This is a genomic window from Serinicoccus hydrothermalis (assembly GCF_001685415.1).
Lineage (GTDB): Bacteria > Actinomycetota > Actinomycetes > Actinomycetales > Dermatophilaceae > Ornithinicoccus > Ornithinicoccus hydrothermalis.
The window spans coordinates 2510703-2525218 of sequence record NZ_CP014989.1; the positions used below are offsets into that span (position 1 = coordinate 2510703).

The window sequence follows — 14516 nt, forward strand, 5'->3', positions numbered from 1 at the left end:
GGTCGCCCGTCCGGCTAAGGTTAGGGTGACCTTAGTGAGTTCGAGCGAAGGTGAGGGCCCGTGACCGCACCCCTGTCGCAGGCGCTGCGCGAGGCCACCGCGTCGGCGCACACCTCTGCCGAGCGCTCGGCCTTCGTCACCGAGCTCGTGGAGGGTCGCGCGTGCGCCGCCGCCTTCACCGCGCTCGCCACCCAGCACCTGCTCGTCTACCGGGCGCTGGAGGACGTGTTGCGCACGCACTACGCCGACCACCCGCTCCTGGCCCCGCTGGACGACCGGCGCCTGGACCGCGTGCCCTCCCTGGTCCACGACCTCGAGGTCCTCGTCGGGCCGGATCACGAGGTGCGCCTCGCCGACGGCCGGCTGCCGATCTGCGTCGCGACCTCGGCCTACGCGACCACGCTGCGCGAGCGGCATACCCCGGAGATGGTCCTGGCCAACCACTACGTCCGCTACCTCGGCGACCTGTCCGGCGGGCAGGTCGTGGCGCGGCTGGTGCACCGGCACTACGGGGTGCCGCTCGAGGGGCTGACGTTCTACACCTTCGCCGGCATCGAGAGGCCGAAGGTCTACAAGGACCGCTACCGCGACCGGCTCGACCGGCTCCGCCTGACCGACGCGCAGCGGGAGGCCGTGCTGGCCGCCGCGGTGGAGAGCTTCCGGCTCAACGAGGCGGTCTTCGCCGACCTCTCGGCGGCCCGGACGCCGCTGCACTGCGCCGCGGGGGTCGGCGGCTGAGGATGCCCGATCTCGACGCCTACCCCTTCGTCGGTGCGCTCGCCTTCCTCTTCCTCGTGGCGCTGCTGCGCGGGCAGGTGACGTATGCCGTGGCGCGCCTCGTCACCGAGCAGGCGCTGCGGCACACCCGTCCGACGAGCGGGTGGACCGCCGCGGTGCACCGGTGGCTCGACGGCGAGGCGGTCGGGCGGGGGCGCGCTGTCGTGCAGCGCTGGGGCATGGTCGCGGTGGCGCTGTGCTACCTGACCGTGGGGCTGCAGACGCTGGTCCTCGCGGGCGCGGGCGCGATCCGGATGCCGTGGGGGCGGTTCACCCTCGCCCAGGTGCCGGGCGCGCTGGCGTGGGCGACGATCTACGCGACCGTCGGCTTCGCGGTGTGGGCCGCCGTCGTGGGTGCCGTGGTGAGCGGGCACCCGCTGCTGGTGGCGCTGGTGGCGGTCCTGCTGCTCGGCGCGGCGGTGGCCGGGCACCTACTGCTGCGCCGCCGCTGCCTCGCTCTCGACGATGCCGAGGACGTGGTCGGCCGGGTAGAGGCCCTGCAGCACCTGGGTGTTGACGAGGAAGGTCGGGGTCGACGAGACACCGAGTGAGCGGGCCTCCTCGGTGTCGGCGCGGACGGCGGCGATGAGCTCCTCGGACTCCAGGTCGGACTCGAACTGCGCCAGGTCCGGGACGCCGACCTCCTCCGCGATGGCGATGAGCTCCTCGCGGCCGTAGTCGCCGTGCCCGTCGGTGGAGAGGGCGAAGACCGCGTCCTGGAAGTCCGTGAGGTGGCCCTGCTCGGCGGCGGCGCGGCCGGCGACGGCGGCCAGCTCCGAGGCCTCGTCGAAGAGCACGAGGTCACGGAACTCGATGCGCAGCGTCCCGTCCTCGACCAGCGGGACCAGCTCGGGGCGGACCTCGAGCTGGAAGCGCGCGCAGTAGGGGCAGCGGTAGTCGGCGTACTCGATCATCACCACCGGCGCGTCGACCTCGCCGACGGCCATCGTGTCGTCGGGGTCGCGGCGCTGCAGGTCGAGCAGGAGCTGGGCGACCTCGGGGGAGGGGGTCTGCTCGGTCGCGCCGGGGTCGGAGCCCGGGGCCGGGCTGTCGCCGGCGGAGCTCTCCTCGCCGGAGCCCTGCCCGGTCGTGCTCTGCCCGCCCGCCGAGGTGCCGTCCTCGGCTGCCGGGGTCCCCTGCTCGTCGCCGGTCGCGGGCGCCGTGACGGTGACGGCGGCCCCATCAGCGTCGGGGGAGCCGGCGCGGTCGCCGAGCGCCAGCCAGGCGATGAAGGCCACCACCAGCGCGATGACCACGGCCGCCACGGCCCACGCGATCGCGACGACGGTGCGGTCACTGGTCCGGGCTGCGGGCTCGCTCACCCGGCCAGCGTGTCACACGGGTCCGGCCCCAGCGCCGACCGGACACCCCGTACGTCAGCCCGTGACCCGACCGGACAGGCCGTGTGTCCACGCCGGGCTGACACCATGGGCGGGTGCGTGCCTTCATCGCCCTGATCCCACCCGCCCCCGTCGGTGCCGAGATCGACGACTTCCTCGAGCCGCGTCAGGACGCGCTCGCGCCCCGCGGCGACTGGCGCTGGACCCGACCGGAGCACCGGCACGTCACGCTCGCCTTCCTGCCCGAGCTGGAGGAGTGGCGGGAGGAGGCGCTCATCGAGGAGGGTATGCAGTGGGCCGCCCGCGCGCAGCCGGTGCGCCTGACGCTGCGGGGTGCCGGGGCCTTCCCCGACCCGGGTGCCGCGAAGGTGCTCTGGGCCGCGGTCGAGCAGGCGGACCCCGGGTCCCTGCAGAGCTGGGCGCAGAGCCTGCGGGCGCTGTCCAGCCGGGCCGGCGCGCGGGTCGACGGCACCCGCTTCAGCCCGCACCTCACGCTCGCGCGCTCGGTCGGCCGACCCCGCGCCGCCGGCCACCTGGTGCAGGCGCTGGACACCCTGCATACCTCGTCGTGGACCGCGACCGAGGTCTGCCTGGTCCGCTCCGAGCTCGGCCAGGGCCCCGGCGGGACCCCGAGGTATGCCGTCCGCCACACCTGGTCCCTGCGCTGAGCCCAAACGCAAACCGTGCGGCCGGTGTGCACGAACTGCGCGGTCGGTCGACACAAACCGTGCGGCCGGTGTGCACGAACTGCGCGGTCGGTCGACGCAAACCGCGCGGCCGGTCGGTCAGGGCGCGCCCGTAACGCTCGCGTCGTCCTCGATGTCGGGCAGCTCCAGGGGCGGGAGGGTGGTGACCACGGCGTCGTCCGGCGGCGTGACCTCGACCGTGGTCGGGTCGGCCTCGGAGTCGCTGATGATCTGCTCCACCGGCTGGACGGAGACGCCCTGGTCCGGTGAGCAGGTGCGGTCGGCCGACGGCTGCGGCTGGATCGTCCGGCCGTTGATGAGGCTGACGTCGTCGAACTGCGGGCGACCGGACACCAGGTTGCGGTAGCTGTAGCGCGTCAGGCTGCTGATCGCGCAGTCCTCGCCGAAGGTGAGGATGTCGAAGCTGTAGGGGTTGCCCAGGAGCTCGCCGGCCGTCTCCGGGTCCTCCTCGGCCGCCTCCTGCGCCTCCTCCGTCAACGGCGGCAGCCGGAACTGGTTGACCAGCCCGCCACCGGTGAACGACCCGACCTGCAGGTGCTGCCCGGTCAGGTCGGGCACGTGCATGTGACCGTTGATCGTGACCGCCTCGGCGCTCACCCGGTCGGCGGCGTAGGGCTGGTGGGTCAGCACGATGTCGCTGGGCGCCAACCCCTCGGTCTCCTCCTGGAAGCGGTCCGCCAGCGCGCTCTGGTCGGCGCCGAAGTCGTCGCTGCGCTGGTTGAAGTAGCGGCTGTCGTTGAAGCCGGTGACGGTCACGCCGTTGACGCTCGCCTGCTGCAGGTCGCCCTCCGTCGGCTCGAGCAGGATGACGTTGGGCACCTGGGCCATCCGGTCGAGCACGCCCTCGTCGTGGGCGTAGGCGCCGTCGTGGTTGCCCCGCACGTAGAGGTAGGGCACGCCGAGGCTCTCGATCCCCTCGTAGATCCCCGTGAGGTCGCCCTCGTCCTCCTGCCCGAAGTTGACCAGGTCCCCGGCGTCGATGACGGCGTCGATGTCCTGGGTCTGCACGATCTCGCGCATCAGCGGGTACTGGTTCATCCCGTGGATGTCGCTCACGAGCAGGAAGCGCGCCGCGGCCGGCGCCTCGACTGCGTCCGGGCTGAACTCCTCCCGCATCGCGGAGGAGAGCGCGAGCAGGTTGGTGACGTAGACCGCGCCCTGGTCGGCCTTGCGGTCGAGCCCGGCGAGGATGTCGGTGTTCTGCTCGACGAGCGAGAGCAGGCTGGTGGTGCGGAACTCGGCGACCCGGTCGGTCCGATAGGTCAGGTATGCCGCCGCCCCCGGCACGAGCATCGCCAGCGCCGTCGCGACGACCGAGGCGACCACCCCGTGCAGATAGCGCTCGCGCGCCGGGTGGGCGGAGGCATACGCGAGCATGACGAGGACGGTCGTGACGAGCGCCCCGGCCGCGAACTTCCAGGCGAGCTGGGCGACGCCGGCGTCGATCGCCTCGCGCAGCTCCTCCTGCGTCGGCTCCAGGTCGGCCGCGCGCAGCTGGCCCTGGCGGAGCAGGTCGGTGACCTCCTCGCGCACCTGCACCTGCGCCTCGAGGCCCGGCGCGGGCAGCACGGCGCGCGCGAAGGAGACCTCCATGTCGCCGACGACGGTCGGCAGCCGCACGGTCGAGTCGAGCCAGGGCTCCACCGAGATGTCGGCGGCGAAGTAGCGGGTCTGCGTGTGCACCGGCGACAGCTGGGTCGCGACCACGCCCCCGGCGAAGGCCAGCAGGAGGAGCAGGACCACGACGCCGACCCGTCGCAGCCCCGTGACCACTGTCGCGATGCGCTCACGGTTGCCCATCGGCGACGAGCCTAACGAGCGCCTCCCACGGAGCTGCGCGGGGTAACGTCGGCGGCCATGGCAGAGCACGCGGACGTGGTCGTGGTCGGTGCGGGGCTGGCAGGGCTGGTCGCCACCGCCGAGCTGGTCGCCCGCGGGCGCCGGGTGGTCCTGGTCGACCAGGAGTCCACCGAGCACCTCGGCGGGCAGGCGTGGTGGAGCTTCGGGGGGCTCTTCCTCGTGGACAGCCCGGAGCAGCGCCGGATGCGCATCCACGACTCGGTCGAGCTCGCGTGGCAGGACTGGTGCGGCAGCGCGGGGTGGGACCGGCTCGGCGACGTCGTCGAGCCCGGCGAGGACGACTGGGGGCGGCGCTGGGCCCGGGCCTACGTCGAGTGGGCGGCGGGGGAGAAACGCGCCTGGCTCCGGGAGCGGGGCGTGCGCCTCTTCCCGGTGGTCGGCTGGGCCGAGCGGGGCGACGGCACGGCCACCGGCCACGGCAACTCGGTGCCACGCTTCCACCTCACCTGGGGCACCGGGCCGGGGCTGGTCGAGCCCTTCGAGCGGGTCGTGCGGGACGGGGTCGCGGCCGGGCTGGTCCGGCTGCGCGGACGCCACCGGGTGACCGGGCTGGTCACCACCGACGGGGCGGTGACCGGGGTGTGCTGCGACGTGCTCGCCGAAGACCCGGTGGAGCGGGGTATGCCCACCTCCCGCGAGGTCGTCGGCGAGGCGGAGATCGAGGCTGGCGCGGTCGTAGTCACCTCGGGCGGGATCGGGGCGAACCATGACCTGGTCCGCCGTTTCTGGCCGGAGCGGCTCGGGCCGACGCCGCGGGAGGTGGTGACCGGCGTCCCGGCCTACGTCGACGGCTCCATGCTCGACCCGCTCGCGGCGGCTGGTGCGCGTCTGGTCAACCGGGACCGGATGTGGCACTACGTCGAAGGCATACCCAACCACTCGCCGGTGTGGCCCGGCCACGGCATCCGGATCCTGCCGGGCCCGAGCAGCCTGTGGCTGGACGCGACCGGCCGGCGGCTCCCGGCGCCCTACCTGCCCGGCTTCGACACCCTCGGCACCCTCGCGCACCTGCGCAGGACCGCCCCGGAGCACGACCACAGCTGGTTCGTGGCGAGCCGGACCGTGCTCGGCAAGGAGTATGCGCTCTCCGGCTCGGAGCAGAACCCCGACCTCACCGGACGCTCGGTGCGGCAGGTGCTGGGCAGGGTGACGACCGACGTGCCGGCCCCGGTGCAGGCCTTCGTCGACCACGGCGCGGACGTCGTCGAGGCGACGACCGTGGAGGAGCTCGTCGCGCGGATGAACGCGCTGACCGGCGAGGACCTGCTCGACCCGGCGGACGTCCGGGCGCTGGTCGAGGCGCGCGACCGCGAGCTCGCCAACGGCTACGGCAAGGACGTGCAGGTGGCGCTGGTGCGTGCGGCACGGGCCTCGCTGGGCGACAAGCTCATCCGCACCGCCGCGCCGCACCGCTTCCTGGACCCGAGGCACGGGCCGCTGGTCGCCGTGCGGCTGCGCGTCCTGACCCGCAAGACCCTCGGCGGGGCGCAGACCGACCTCGACTCCCGCGCGCTCGACGACCGCGGCGACCCGGTCCCCGGCCTGTATGCCGCGGGCGAGGTCGCCGGCTTCGGCGGCGGCGGGGTGCACGGCTACCGGTCGCTGGAGGGCACCTTCCTGGGCGGGTGCCTCTTCACCGGGCGCGCGGCCGGTCGAGCGGCCGCGGCGGCTGTGGTTGGCTGACCGCATGGACCTGCGCACCCTGCGCCGCAAGGCGAGCACCGCCGCGCTCCTGGGCTTCCGGGTGACGCCGGGGCCGGTGAAGCGGGCCGTGGTGCGCACAATCGCCCCGAGCTACACGGTCGGCGCGGTGTGCGTCCTCGAGCACAACGGCGAGTTCCTCGTGCTGTGGCAGCCGCACCGGCGCGGCTGGAGCCTGCCGGGCGGGCTGCTCGGCCGGGCCGAGGATCCGGCAGACGCGGTGCGACGGGAGGTCGCCGAGGAGGTCGGGCTCGACGTCGACCCCGGTGACCCGGTCACGGTACGGGTCGACCCGGTCGAACAGGGGGTGGACGTCGTCTTCCGGGTGCGTCTGGACCAGCGGCCCGGCCTGGCGCTCGCGACCGAGGCGCGCAAGGCCCGGTGGACCAGCCGGGCCGAGCTCGGCCCCGCCGACCGGGACACGCGAGGCATCCTGGACGTGCTGGCCCGGGCTGCGGACGCGCCACGCCCAGGGCGCCTGCTCGACCTGCCGGGCTAGGGCACGGGTGTCACAGTGGGGGTATGCGGCGACGTCGGATGATCCTCGCGCTGGCCGGCGTGCTGACGCTAGGGGCCTGCGCCGGCGGGGGCGACGGAGGCGCCCGGGAGGACGCGGCCGGCACGCAGGCAGGCGCTACCTCGGCGGCCCCCGAGCCCGACGACGGGGAGGCGCCCGACGGGGGAGAGGGCGGCGACGGCAAGGAGGGGCAGCAGGAGGTGGCGCCGACGACCGAGGAGCCGGCCGAGCTCCCGCGCGGTGGACGGGAGATCTTCCCCGACTTCCGCCTCGTAGGGTATGTCGGGGACCCCGACTCCCCGGCGATGGGCCGGCTCGGCATCGGGGACCCCGACGAGCGGGCCGCGGAGATCGAGACCGAGCTCGCCGGTTTCGCCGGCGACCGGGAGATGCTCCCGGTGCTGGAGCTCGTCGTCTCGATCGCGCACCCGGTGCCGGGGGAGGACGGCAGCTTCCGCACCCAGGTCACCGACCAGATGATCGAGGACCACCTCGACCTCGCCCGCAGGCACGACGCGATGCTGCTGCTCAACATCCAGACCGGCGCGGTCCCCTTCCCGGACGAGGTGCGCGACTTCGAGGAGTGGCTGCTCGAGCCGGACGTGGGGGTGGCCCTGGACTCGGAGTGGGCGGTGTCGCCCGGCCAGGTCCCCGGCGAGGTCTACGGCAGCACGACCGGGGCCGAGCTGGACGAGGTCGCGGCATACCTCTCCGGGCTGGTGGAGGAGCACGACCTGCCGGAGAAGGCGATGGTCTACCACCAGGTCCACGCAAGCGTGGTGCAGGACGAGGCGGCGCTGACCGCGCACGACGGTGTCGTGGCGATCAAGTCGGTGGACGGCATCGGGCACCCGCAGGACAAGGTCTCCACCTACGACCTGGTCAACGAGTCCACGCCGGAGCACGTGCACGGCGGCTTCAAGCTCTTCCCCGAGGAGGACGTCGAGTTCGGCCCGCTCACGACGCCCGAGGAGGTGGCCGAGCTCGACCCCGAGGTGGAGTACCTCATGGTCGAGTGAGTCGCCCGTCGTGGGACAAGCACGTCATCGAGAACGTCGTCTCAGCATGGCGACGCTCAGGATGATGCCGGGAGTCGCGAGCAACGTCACGAAAAGAGTCCGCATCACGATCCTTACGGGTCCTGGCGCCAGGTGGTCTGTCCAGTAGTACCCAGCAGCACCAGCAGCGAACGCTACTGTCGCCAGCACTCCAACGGTCCAGTTGGACATCTCCAGTTCCTCCGTCGACAGTTGTCACTCTTATTCCCTGCAGTGACTGTACCAAGTTTGATTCGGGTACAGTCGCAGATACGGCCTATTGGTAGGGCATCGACCATTGTCACTCAGCCAAACTGAAGCAGCAATGGTAGCGGCCCATGCGACAGCGCAGACAATGGGCCCGAGGCCGCATAGCGCCAAGGAAATGACGCTGAAAGAACCACTAATTATGAGGCCTTGCTCAAATCGGTTGAACTGCACGTAGAATCCAATGTAGTCCCATCCAGCCGATACGCTAGGGCCGAATTCGGAGCCGCCTTGGCCGGGCCCTTCACTGACTAAGTTCTCTGCCGGCGCTGCGAGCTGGGGCTCAAGTTGACGCAGTACAGATGGATCAACAGGGCCAAACTTGGGAGATCCTGATTCTGACTGGGTGATACCGAGATCTGCAAGCGAGATGTCGGGAAAGTTCTTCGTTGAGTTGGCTGATTCCCAGTCCTTTTTCAAGGTCTCGAATGAACTCTCTACCTCCCTGTGCGAGGGGGCGGCAGGTAACGCCGAGCCCATGCTCGGGTCAGTTCGATCATGTCTGCCTTCTTGAGAAGGCGAAGCCGTGGCATTGTGTTCGTGGCCCTTGGGCACTGCCGAAGCGCCAGGCGGCGTTGCGAGAGACGCTGCTGCGGCGAATCCGATCGCAGTCACGAGTTTGCGATTGACCATCATTCCCCTTCCCTCGGGTGAGCTTCGTTACTCAACCATTCTCCCTACCTATCAGTAAGGGGGGGATGTCAAGGAGCAATGATGGATCTGGATGTCTACCCGTCTCCGGGTGGCGTGCTCGAGGAGGACGTGGAGTTTGGGCCCGCTCAGATCATGACGCGCGACGAAGACCGAGTTCGATAGCCGGTCACGGCGGCGATCGAGGCGCGCGGCCGCGTCGCGTCGTCCCTGCGCTGCTCCATCCGCGTCACCCGCCAACCTGCGTCGCTCATCTCGACAGCCGTCGTGACGGGCATCAGGTGTAGGCGGTCGTCACCGTGTGGTCGAAGGCCATGCGGTGATCGCCGTCGAAGAAACCGAGCAAGAGCCCGCCGCCGGGGTGCAGCGCCCTCCGCACCTGAGCCAGGGCGGGTCCGATGGCGCCCGGGGTGAGGTGGATGAGGGAGTACCACGCCAGGAGGCCGCCGTACCCGGCATCGGGGGCGAGGTCGTCGGTGCCACCCACCTCGAAGGAGATCCCCCTGTGACGCGCCCGCGCCAGCTCGACGAGCTCCGGCACCGGGTCGATGCCCCGCACCTCGTGACCCTGGGCCGAGAGGTGGGCGGTCCAGTGGCCGGGGCCGCAGCCGAGGTCCAGGATCGGGCCGCTGATAGACCGTGCCCAGGCGGTGATCCAGCGGCTGTCCCCGCTGAGGTCGAGACCGTCGATGAAGTCGGCGTACACCACCGCCCGAGCGCCATAGGCCTCGGGTGTGCCCGATGCCACCTTCACGGGGCGACGGTGAGCAGGATCTTGCCGATGTGCTCGCTAGCCTCCATCTCGCGGTGCGCGGCGGCGGCGTCCTCCAGCGGGTGGCGGGACTGGATCAGGGGCCGCACCCGCCCGGCTTCGATCCAGGGCCAGACGTGCTCGCGGACCTGCCGCACGATCTCGGCCTTGTCGTGAAGCGACCGGGACCGCAGCGAGGTGGCCATGACCTTCGCCCGCTTCACCAGCAGGGACCCGAGGTCGAGCTCGCCCGTGCGGCCGCCGAGGAGCCCGATGACGACGAGCCTGCCGTCGTGCGCGAGCGCTCGGACGTTGTGGGTGAGGTACTTCGCGCCCACCACGTCGAGGATGACGTCGGCGCCGCCGCCCCGGGTCGCGTCCCGCACCTCCTCCACGAAGTCCTGCTCGCGGTAGTTGATGAGCACCTCCGCCCCGAGCTCGCGGCAGGCGGCCAGCTTGTCCGCCGAGCCGGCGGTGACCGCCACCCGGGCACCGAGCGCCCGGGCGACCTGGATCGCCATGGTGCCGATGCCGCTGGAGCCGCCGTGGAGCAGGACGGTCTCGCCCTCGCCCAGCCCGGCCTCCATGACCAGGTTGCTCCAGACGGTGCACGCCACCTCGGGCAGCGCCGCGGCGTCCGCCACGGGTATGCCGTCGGGCACGGGCAGCAGCTGGCCGACCGGGACGGCGACGGTCTCGGCATACCCTCCGCCGGCGAGGAGCGCGCACACCTCGTCGCCGACGGACCACCCCGAGTCCTCGGTCCCCTCGCCGAGCGCAGTGATCCGGCCGCTGACCTCGAGCCCGGGGAGCTCGGAGGCACCGGGCGGCGGCGGATAGGCCCCCTTGCGCTGCTGCACGTCGGCGCGGTTCACTCCCGCGGCGACCACCTGGACCAGCACCTCCCGCTCGCCGGCGGTCGGGGCAGGCACGTCGGCGGGGACGAGGGCGTCGGCCTCACCGGGCTCGGGGATCGTGATGGCTCGCATGCTGCTCACCCTAGGAGGCTTCAGCTCACAGCGCTGACCTGACGTCCGTCTGAGGGAAGTCACCGCCCTTGAACAGCAGCGGGGCATCGAGACTCTGCGCGGCGGCGTAGGCGAAGCAGTCACCCAGGTTGAGGGACGCTGGGTGGCGCCCCTTGCCGAAGCGGCGCCAGGCGTCGACGGCGATCGACGCCTGTGCAGCGTCGAGCGGTGCGATGTCGACCCCTAGCCGGTCCAGCAGCAGTCTCAGATCCTGGGTCGCCTCCCGGCCCTGCCGGGCCTCCACGATGATGCCGACCTCGACGGATGTCGCGGCACTCATCAGTAGGTCCCCGGCGGCCCGCTGCATGACTCGGAGGAGGGTCTCGGCGTCAGGCTCGCCGAAGATGACGGCGGCGACCGCCGACGTGTCCAGAACGATCGTCACCGGGGGAGCCCCGCCTCGTCGTAGCCGACGATGTCCTCCGGCGTCCGCGCGTCGATCACGGGACGCCGACGTCCTCGTTCGATGATCCCCTCGAGCTCGTCCGTGCCCTTCTCGGCCCGGGCAAGAGCGGTGACCCGGGCGAGGCGTTCCTCGATCGCGCGCCTCGCGGCCACGGTGATGGACTCGCCCGTGGCGGCGGCGAGCTCTCGAGCCAATCGGTCCGTCTCGGCATCCTTGATGTTCAGCGCCATGGGTCAACCATACGAGGCAGAAAAGAAGATGGCTAGGAAGAACTGCCGGTTCCATGATGGTCCGGCGAGCGGCCCGTTTCGAGCATCCGGTCCAGCAGGCCGCCGAGCTGTGCTCGCTCGGAGGCGGTGAGCCGGGCGCTGACCGTGGAGCCGGCGGCCACCCGCCGGGCCAGCCGGCCGCGCAGGCGGCGGCCCTCGTCGGTGAGCTGCAGCAGCTTGACCCGTCGGTCCTCGCCGGCGACCCGCTCCACCACGCCGCGCCGCTCCAGTCGGTCGGCCAGGCCGGTGACGTTGGAGGCGTCGCAGGCGAGGTGGCCGGCCAGGTCGCGCATCGCGCTCGGGTGCTCGAGCCACAGCAGGGTCCGGGCCTGCAGGGGGGTGAGGTCGAGCTCCGCGGCGACCGCGGCGAAGTCGGACCGCGCCAGCTCGACGACGCGGAACAGCTTGCCCGTCAGGGCGTGGGCCTGCTCGAGGCTGGGGTTGGGGTCGGGCGCCATGCCGGCAGTCTAGCCGATCATTGACCTAGCAAATGGTTGACATGCTCAACAAACAGGAGGAGAGTAGCGATGCTAGATGACATCAACCATTGAGGAGTTCCATCATGTCGCACACACTGAGCCCCGCCTCCGCACCCGCCCAGGCCCCGACGCGGCTGCGGTCCAGGGTCGCCACCGTCGCGGGCGTCTCCCTCGTGCTCAACCTGCTCGTCTGGGGTCTGGCCCGCCTCGTCGGCGCCGACTTCGACGTCACCCGCCCGGGCGCTGGCCCGATGACCGTCGGGCCCGTCATGGTCGCGGTCATGACCGTGATCCCGGTGGCGCTCGGCGGCGCGCTGACCTGGTTCCTCGGTCGCACCCGGCCGCGGGCGGTCACGGCTCTCGCCTGGGTCGGGCTGGCGATCGGCCTGCTGACGGTCCCCATGCCCTTCACCGTGGAGGCCTCGGCCACCACGCAGACGGCCCTCGCCGCGATGCACGTCGTCACCGGCGTCGTCTGGTGGATCCTGCTCCGCCGGGCGGTCGTGCGATGACGACGATCACCGCCGCGGAGCGACGCTTCCTGCGCTCGGGCGTGCGGTCGCTCGCTCGGATCGCCACGGTCGACGAGGACGGGCTGCCGCACGTCGTCCCGGGAGGGTGGTCCTGGGACGACGGCGCGGGCGAGCTCGTGCTCGGCGGACGCGACGTGCCGACGACCGCGCGCGCCGGCCACGTCCGGCGAAGCGGTGTGGCCGCGGTCTCGATCGACGGGGTGCACGACGGCCCCGGGTGGTCGCCCTGGGCGCTGCTGCTGCGTGGCCCCGCCGTCGTCGCCGACGGCGCGATCCGGGTCCGCCCGGACTGGAGTCGGTCGTGGGGCCTGGACCAGCCCGGGTGACCCCGGGCCGGTCGATCCGGATGGCTACCCGATGAGGATGCCCGCGATCGCGGCGCTCATGAGGTTGGCCAGGGTCGCGGCGAGCACGGCGCGGATCCCGAGCTCGGCGATCTCGCGCCGCCGGTCCTTGACCAGCGAGCCGAGTCCGCCGAGCAGGATGCCGAGCGAGCCGAGATTGGCGAAGCCGGTCAGCGCGAAGGTCACGATCGCGGCGGTCTTGGGGCTGAACTGGTCGATGGTCGGCGCGAAGTTGGAGAAGGCCACGAACTCGTTGACGATGACCTTCTGCCCGACGAAGCTGCCGGCGCTCGCCGCCTCGCCCCAGGGCACGCCGATCACCGTCATGAGCGGCGCGAAGGCATACCCGAGCAGCTGCTCGAAGGTGAGGTCCGGCTGGCCGAACCAGCCGCCGACCGTGCCGATGAGCAGGTTGACCAGCGCGATCAGCGAGATGAAGGCGAGCAGCATCGCGCCGATGTTGAGCGCGAGCTTCAGTCCGTCCGCGGCGCCCGAGGCGGCGGCGTCGATGACGTTGCGGTACTCCATCCCCTCCAGGTCGTCCTCGTCGTTGGGTATGCCGTCGCCGTCCTTGTCGCCCTCGGGGTCCGCCGGCTCGTCGCTCACCAGCCGGTCCTGCCGCTCTGCCGCCTCCGGGTCCTCCTCCGGCAGCACGAGCTTCGCCATCAGGAGCGCCCCTGGCGCCGCCATGAAGGACGCCGCGATGAGGTACTCCAGCGGGGCGCCGAGCAGGGAGTAGCCCACCAGGACCGAGCCCGCGACCGTGGAGAGCCCGCCGACCATGACGGCGAACAGGCCCGATCGGGTGAGCCCCTTGAGGTAGGGGCGGATGACCAGCGGTGCCTCGGTCTGGCCGACGAAGATGTTGGCCGCGGCGTTGACCGACTCGGCCTTGCGGGTCCCGAGCGCCGCGCCGAGGGCCGCGCCGAGCTTCTCCACGACGAACTGCAGGATCTTGAAGTGGTAGAGCACGGCCGTCAGCGAGGCGAAGAAGATGATGACCGGCAGCACCTGGAAGGCGAAGACGACCCCGGCGTCCTCACCCTGCGGCAGCACCGGCCCGAAGACGAACTGGATGCCGGCGTTGGAGGAGTTGATGACGGCCTGCACGCCCTGCGAGACCTGCTCCAGCGCCCGCTGCCCCCAGGACCAGTAGAGGACGAGGATCCCGAAGAGCACCTGGATGCCCAGGGCCGCGAGCACGGTGCGCCAGCGCACGGCGCGGCGGTTGGTCGAGAGCAGCAGCGCGAGCGCGATGAGCGCCGCCATGCCGCCGATTCCCCAGAGCACGTCCATCGTGACCTCCTGGTATGCCTCGTCGCGGGTAGCGCCGACCGTACCGCGTGGTGCGGGGTCGGGGTCAGAGGTGGTTAGTCTGTGGCCACGACCAGTCGACAGCGAGGGGAGCGGTCGTGGAGCCGAGTGAGCAGCAGCAGGCGGTGCGCGCGGTCGCGCAGCGCTTCGTCGAGATCGCGCCGGCCGGGTGGGCCCGGCTCGTGGGCAACTGGGAGGCGACCCGGGTCGACGGCCAGGTCAACCTCAACTACCTGACCCTGGCGGTGGTCGACCTGCAGGACCGCTGGGGGATCGGGCAGCTCGACTTCGACGAGCCGCTCTACGACCTGGTCGTCGAGCTGCACGAGGGCATGGGCTCCTCCGGTGACCGGTGGAGCGTGCTCGACCTCGAGGTGGACGCCGACGGGGCTTTCCGCACCGAGTTCGGCTACGGCCAGCCCAAGCGCAGCCTCGGCATCGAGGACGAGGAGTCGATGGGGCGGTTCCAGAACTACCTGGCGACGTGGGTCGCCGAGCACGGCGAGCGCCCGCAGCGCTGAGCGCGCGGGCATAC

At 71.8% G+C, this 14516-nt stretch carries 18 protein-coding genes; 9 read left to right on the plus strand and 9 right to left on the minus strand.

Annotated elements, in window-relative coordinates; all coding sequences use genetic code 11:
* Nucleotides 1-60: 60 nt before the first annotated feature.
* Both SGUI_RS11690 and SGUI_RS17145 read left to right on the plus strand, forming a co-directional pair.
* Nucleotides 61-738, plus strand: coding sequence for a biliverdin-producing heme oxygenase (locus tag SGUI_RS11690; RefSeq protein WP_066640391.1), 678 nt, complete (start codon nt 61-63; stop codon nt 736-738).
* A 2-nt stretch (nt 739-740) separates the two neighbouring features.
* The gene (locus SGUI_RS17145) at nt 741-1328 is read left to right on the plus strand and encodes a DedA family protein (RefSeq protein WP_083190658.1); all 588 of its coding nucleotides are present in this window, start codon (nt 741-743) and stop codon (nt 1326-1328) included.
* On the opposite strand, the gene SGUI_RS11695 is transcribed toward SGUI_RS17145, so the two are convergent.
* Nucleotides 1209-2099: a DsbA family protein gene (locus SGUI_RS11695; RefSeq protein WP_066640393.1), complete on the minus strand. Its 891-nt coding sequence runs from the start codon at nt 2097-2099 to the stop codon at nt 1209-1211. The genes SGUI_RS17145 and SGUI_RS11695 overlap by 120 nt on opposite strands.
* A 113-nt stretch (nt 2100-2212) precedes the next feature.
* Here SGUI_RS11695 and thpR point away from each other — a divergent pair, with 113 nt between their 5' ends.
* On the plus strand, nt 2213-2785 hold the full coding sequence (thpR, locus tag SGUI_RS11700; RefSeq protein WP_066640395.1) for an RNA 2',3'-cyclic phosphodiesterase: 573 nt from the start codon (nt 2213-2215) through the stop codon (nt 2783-2785).
* Between the two features lie 117 nt (nt 2786-2902).
* Here the strand turns inward: thpR and SGUI_RS11705 are convergent, their stop codons facing one another.
* Nucleotides 2903-4624, minus strand: a complete 1722-nt coding sequence (locus SGUI_RS11705; RefSeq protein WP_066640398.1) for a metallophosphoesterase — start codon at nt 4622-4624, stop codon at nt 2903-2905.
* A gap of 57 nt (nt 4625-4681) precedes the next feature.
* On the opposite strand from SGUI_RS11705, the gene SGUI_RS11710 reads away from it, so the two are divergent.
* From SGUI_RS11710 to SGUI_RS11720, 3 genes are read left to right on the plus strand one after another with little or no spacing between them, the layout of a single operon-like run.
* The gene (locus tag SGUI_RS11710) at nt 4682-6367 is read left to right on the plus strand and encodes an FAD-binding dehydrogenase (RefSeq protein ID WP_066640401.1); all 1686 of its coding nucleotides are present in this window, start codon (nt 4682-4684) and stop codon (nt 6365-6367) included.
* A gap of 4 nt (nt 6368-6371) precedes the next feature.
* Nucleotides 6372-6884, plus strand: a complete 513-nt coding sequence (locus SGUI_RS11715) for an NUDIX domain-containing protein (protein ID WP_066640404.1) — start codon at nt 6372-6374, stop codon at nt 6882-6884.
* 23 nt (nt 6885-6907) lie between these two features.
* Nucleotides 6908-7921 (plus strand): hypothetical protein, encoded by a 1014-nt coding sequence (locus SGUI_RS11720; RefSeq protein WP_066640407.1) that lies wholly within the window; start codon nt 6908-6910, stop codon nt 7919-7921.
* A 1064-nt stretch (nt 7922-8985) separates the two neighbouring features.
* Here SGUI_RS11720 and SGUI_RS18250 read toward each other — a convergent pair.
* Genes SGUI_RS18250 through SGUI_RS11745 form a run of 6 tightly spaced genes read right to left on the minus strand, consistent with a single transcriptional unit; the run spans nt 8986 to nt 11769 of the window.
* Nucleotides 8986-9111: a hypothetical protein gene (locus SGUI_RS18250; protein ID WP_257784399.1), complete on the minus strand. Its 126-nt coding sequence runs from the start codon at nt 9109-9111 to the stop codon at nt 8986-8988.
* 23 nt (nt 9112-9134) lie between these two features.
* The gene (locus SGUI_RS11725; protein WP_066640417.1) at nt 9135-9611 is read right to left on the minus strand and encodes a class I SAM-dependent methyltransferase; all 477 of its coding nucleotides are present in this window, start codon (nt 9609-9611) and stop codon (nt 9135-9137) included.
* A complete protein-coding gene (locus tag SGUI_RS11730; protein WP_066640420.1) occupies nt 9608-10597 on the minus strand; it encodes an NAD(P)H-quinone oxidoreductase in 990 nt (329 codons plus the stop codon). Before SGUI_RS11730 ends, SGUI_RS11725 begins: the two co-directional genes overlap by 4 nt.
* Before the next feature lie 25 nt (nt 10598-10622).
* The gene (locus SGUI_RS11735; protein WP_083190659.1) at nt 10623-11021 is read right to left on the minus strand and encodes a type II toxin-antitoxin system VapC family toxin; all 399 of its coding nucleotides are present in this window, start codon (nt 11019-11021) and stop codon (nt 10623-10625) included.
* A complete protein-coding gene (locus tag SGUI_RS11740) occupies nt 11018-11272 on the minus strand; it encodes a type II toxin-antitoxin system VapB family antitoxin (RefSeq protein ID WP_066640423.1) in 255 nt (84 codons plus the stop codon). Before SGUI_RS11740 ends, SGUI_RS11735 begins: the two co-directional genes overlap by 4 nt.
* Before the next feature lie 32 nt (nt 11273-11304).
* Nucleotides 11305-11769, minus strand: coding sequence for a MarR family winged helix-turn-helix transcriptional regulator (locus tag SGUI_RS11745; protein WP_066640430.1), 465 nt, complete (start codon nt 11767-11769; stop codon nt 11305-11307).
* A 104-nt stretch (nt 11770-11873) separates the two neighbouring features.
* On the opposite strand from SGUI_RS11745, the gene SGUI_RS11750 reads away from it, so the two are divergent.
* Entirely contained in the window at nt 11874-12302 is a 429-nt protein-coding gene (locus SGUI_RS11750; protein ID WP_066640433.1) for a DUF6069 family protein, read from the plus strand.
* The gene (locus tag SGUI_RS11755; RefSeq protein ID WP_066640436.1) at nt 12299-12649 is read left to right on the plus strand and encodes a pyridoxamine 5'-phosphate oxidase family protein; all 351 of its coding nucleotides are present in this window, start codon (nt 12299-12301) and stop codon (nt 12647-12649) included. The genes SGUI_RS11750 and SGUI_RS11755 overlap by 4 nt, the downstream gene beginning before the upstream one ends.
* A 24-nt stretch (nt 12650-12673) precedes the next feature.
* On the opposite strand, the gene SGUI_RS11760 is transcribed toward SGUI_RS11755, so the two are convergent.
* On the minus strand, nt 12674-13963 hold the full coding sequence (locus tag SGUI_RS11760; RefSeq protein ID WP_066640437.1) for a NupC/NupG family nucleoside CNT transporter: 1290 nt from the start codon (nt 13961-13963) through the stop codon (nt 12674-12676).
* Nucleotides 13964-14079: 116 nt separating this feature from the next.
* Between SGUI_RS11760 and SGUI_RS11765 the strand changes: the two genes are divergently transcribed.
* Nucleotides 14080-14502, plus strand: coding sequence for a hypothetical protein (locus SGUI_RS11765; protein ID WP_066640439.1), 423 nt, complete (start codon nt 14080-14082; stop codon nt 14500-14502).
* Nucleotides 14503-14516 lie beyond the last annotated feature (14 nt).

Excerpts from the sequence above, each read along its gene's own strand:
- SGUI_RS11710 (WP_066640401.1), top strand. The coding sequence starts at position 4,682 with ATGGCAGAGCACGCGGACGTGGTCGTGGTCGGTGCGGGGCTGGCAGGG.
- SGUI_RS11745 (WP_066640430.1), bottom strand. The coding sequence starts at position 11,769 with ATGGCGCCCGACCCCAACCCCAGCCTCGAGCAGGCCCACGCCCTGACG.
- SGUI_RS11755 (WP_066640436.1), top strand. The coding sequence starts at position 12,299 with ATGACGACGATCACCGCCGCGGAGCGACGCTTCCTGCGCTCGGGCGTG.
- SGUI_RS11750 (WP_066640433.1), top strand. The coding sequence starts at position 11,874 with ATGTCGCACACACTGAGCCCCGCCTCCGCACCCGCCCAGGCCCCGACG.
- SGUI_RS11760 (WP_066640437.1), bottom strand. The coding sequence starts at position 13,963 with ATGGACGTGCTCTGGGGAATCGGCGGCATGGCGGCGCTCATCGCGCTC.
- SGUI_RS18250 (WP_257784399.1), bottom strand. The coding sequence starts at position 9,111 with ATGAGCGACGCAGGTTGGCGGGTGACGCGGATGGAGCAGCGCAGGGAC.
- SGUI_RS11720 (WP_066640407.1), top strand. The coding sequence starts at position 6,908 with ATGCGGCGACGTCGGATGATCCTCGCGCTGGCCGGCGTGCTGACGCTA.
- SGUI_RS11705 (WP_066640398.1), bottom strand. The coding sequence starts at position 4,624 with ATGGGCAACCGTGAGCGCATCGCGACAGTGGTCACGGGGCTGCGACGG.
- SGUI_RS11730 (WP_066640420.1), bottom strand. The coding sequence starts at position 10,597 with ATGCGAGCCATCACGATCCCCGAGCCCGGTGAGGCCGACGCCCTCGTC.
- SGUI_RS11740 (WP_066640423.1), bottom strand. The coding sequence starts at position 11,272 with ATGGCGCTGAACATCAAGGATGCCGAGACGGACCGATTGGCTCGAGAG.
- SGUI_RS11715 (WP_066640404.1), top strand. The coding sequence starts at position 6,372 with ATGGACCTGCGCACCCTGCGCCGCAAGGCGAGCACCGCCGCGCTCCTG.
- SGUI_RS17145 (WP_083190658.1), top strand. The coding sequence starts at position 741 with ATGCCCGATCTCGACGCCTACCCCTTCGTCGGTGCGCTCGCCTTCCTC.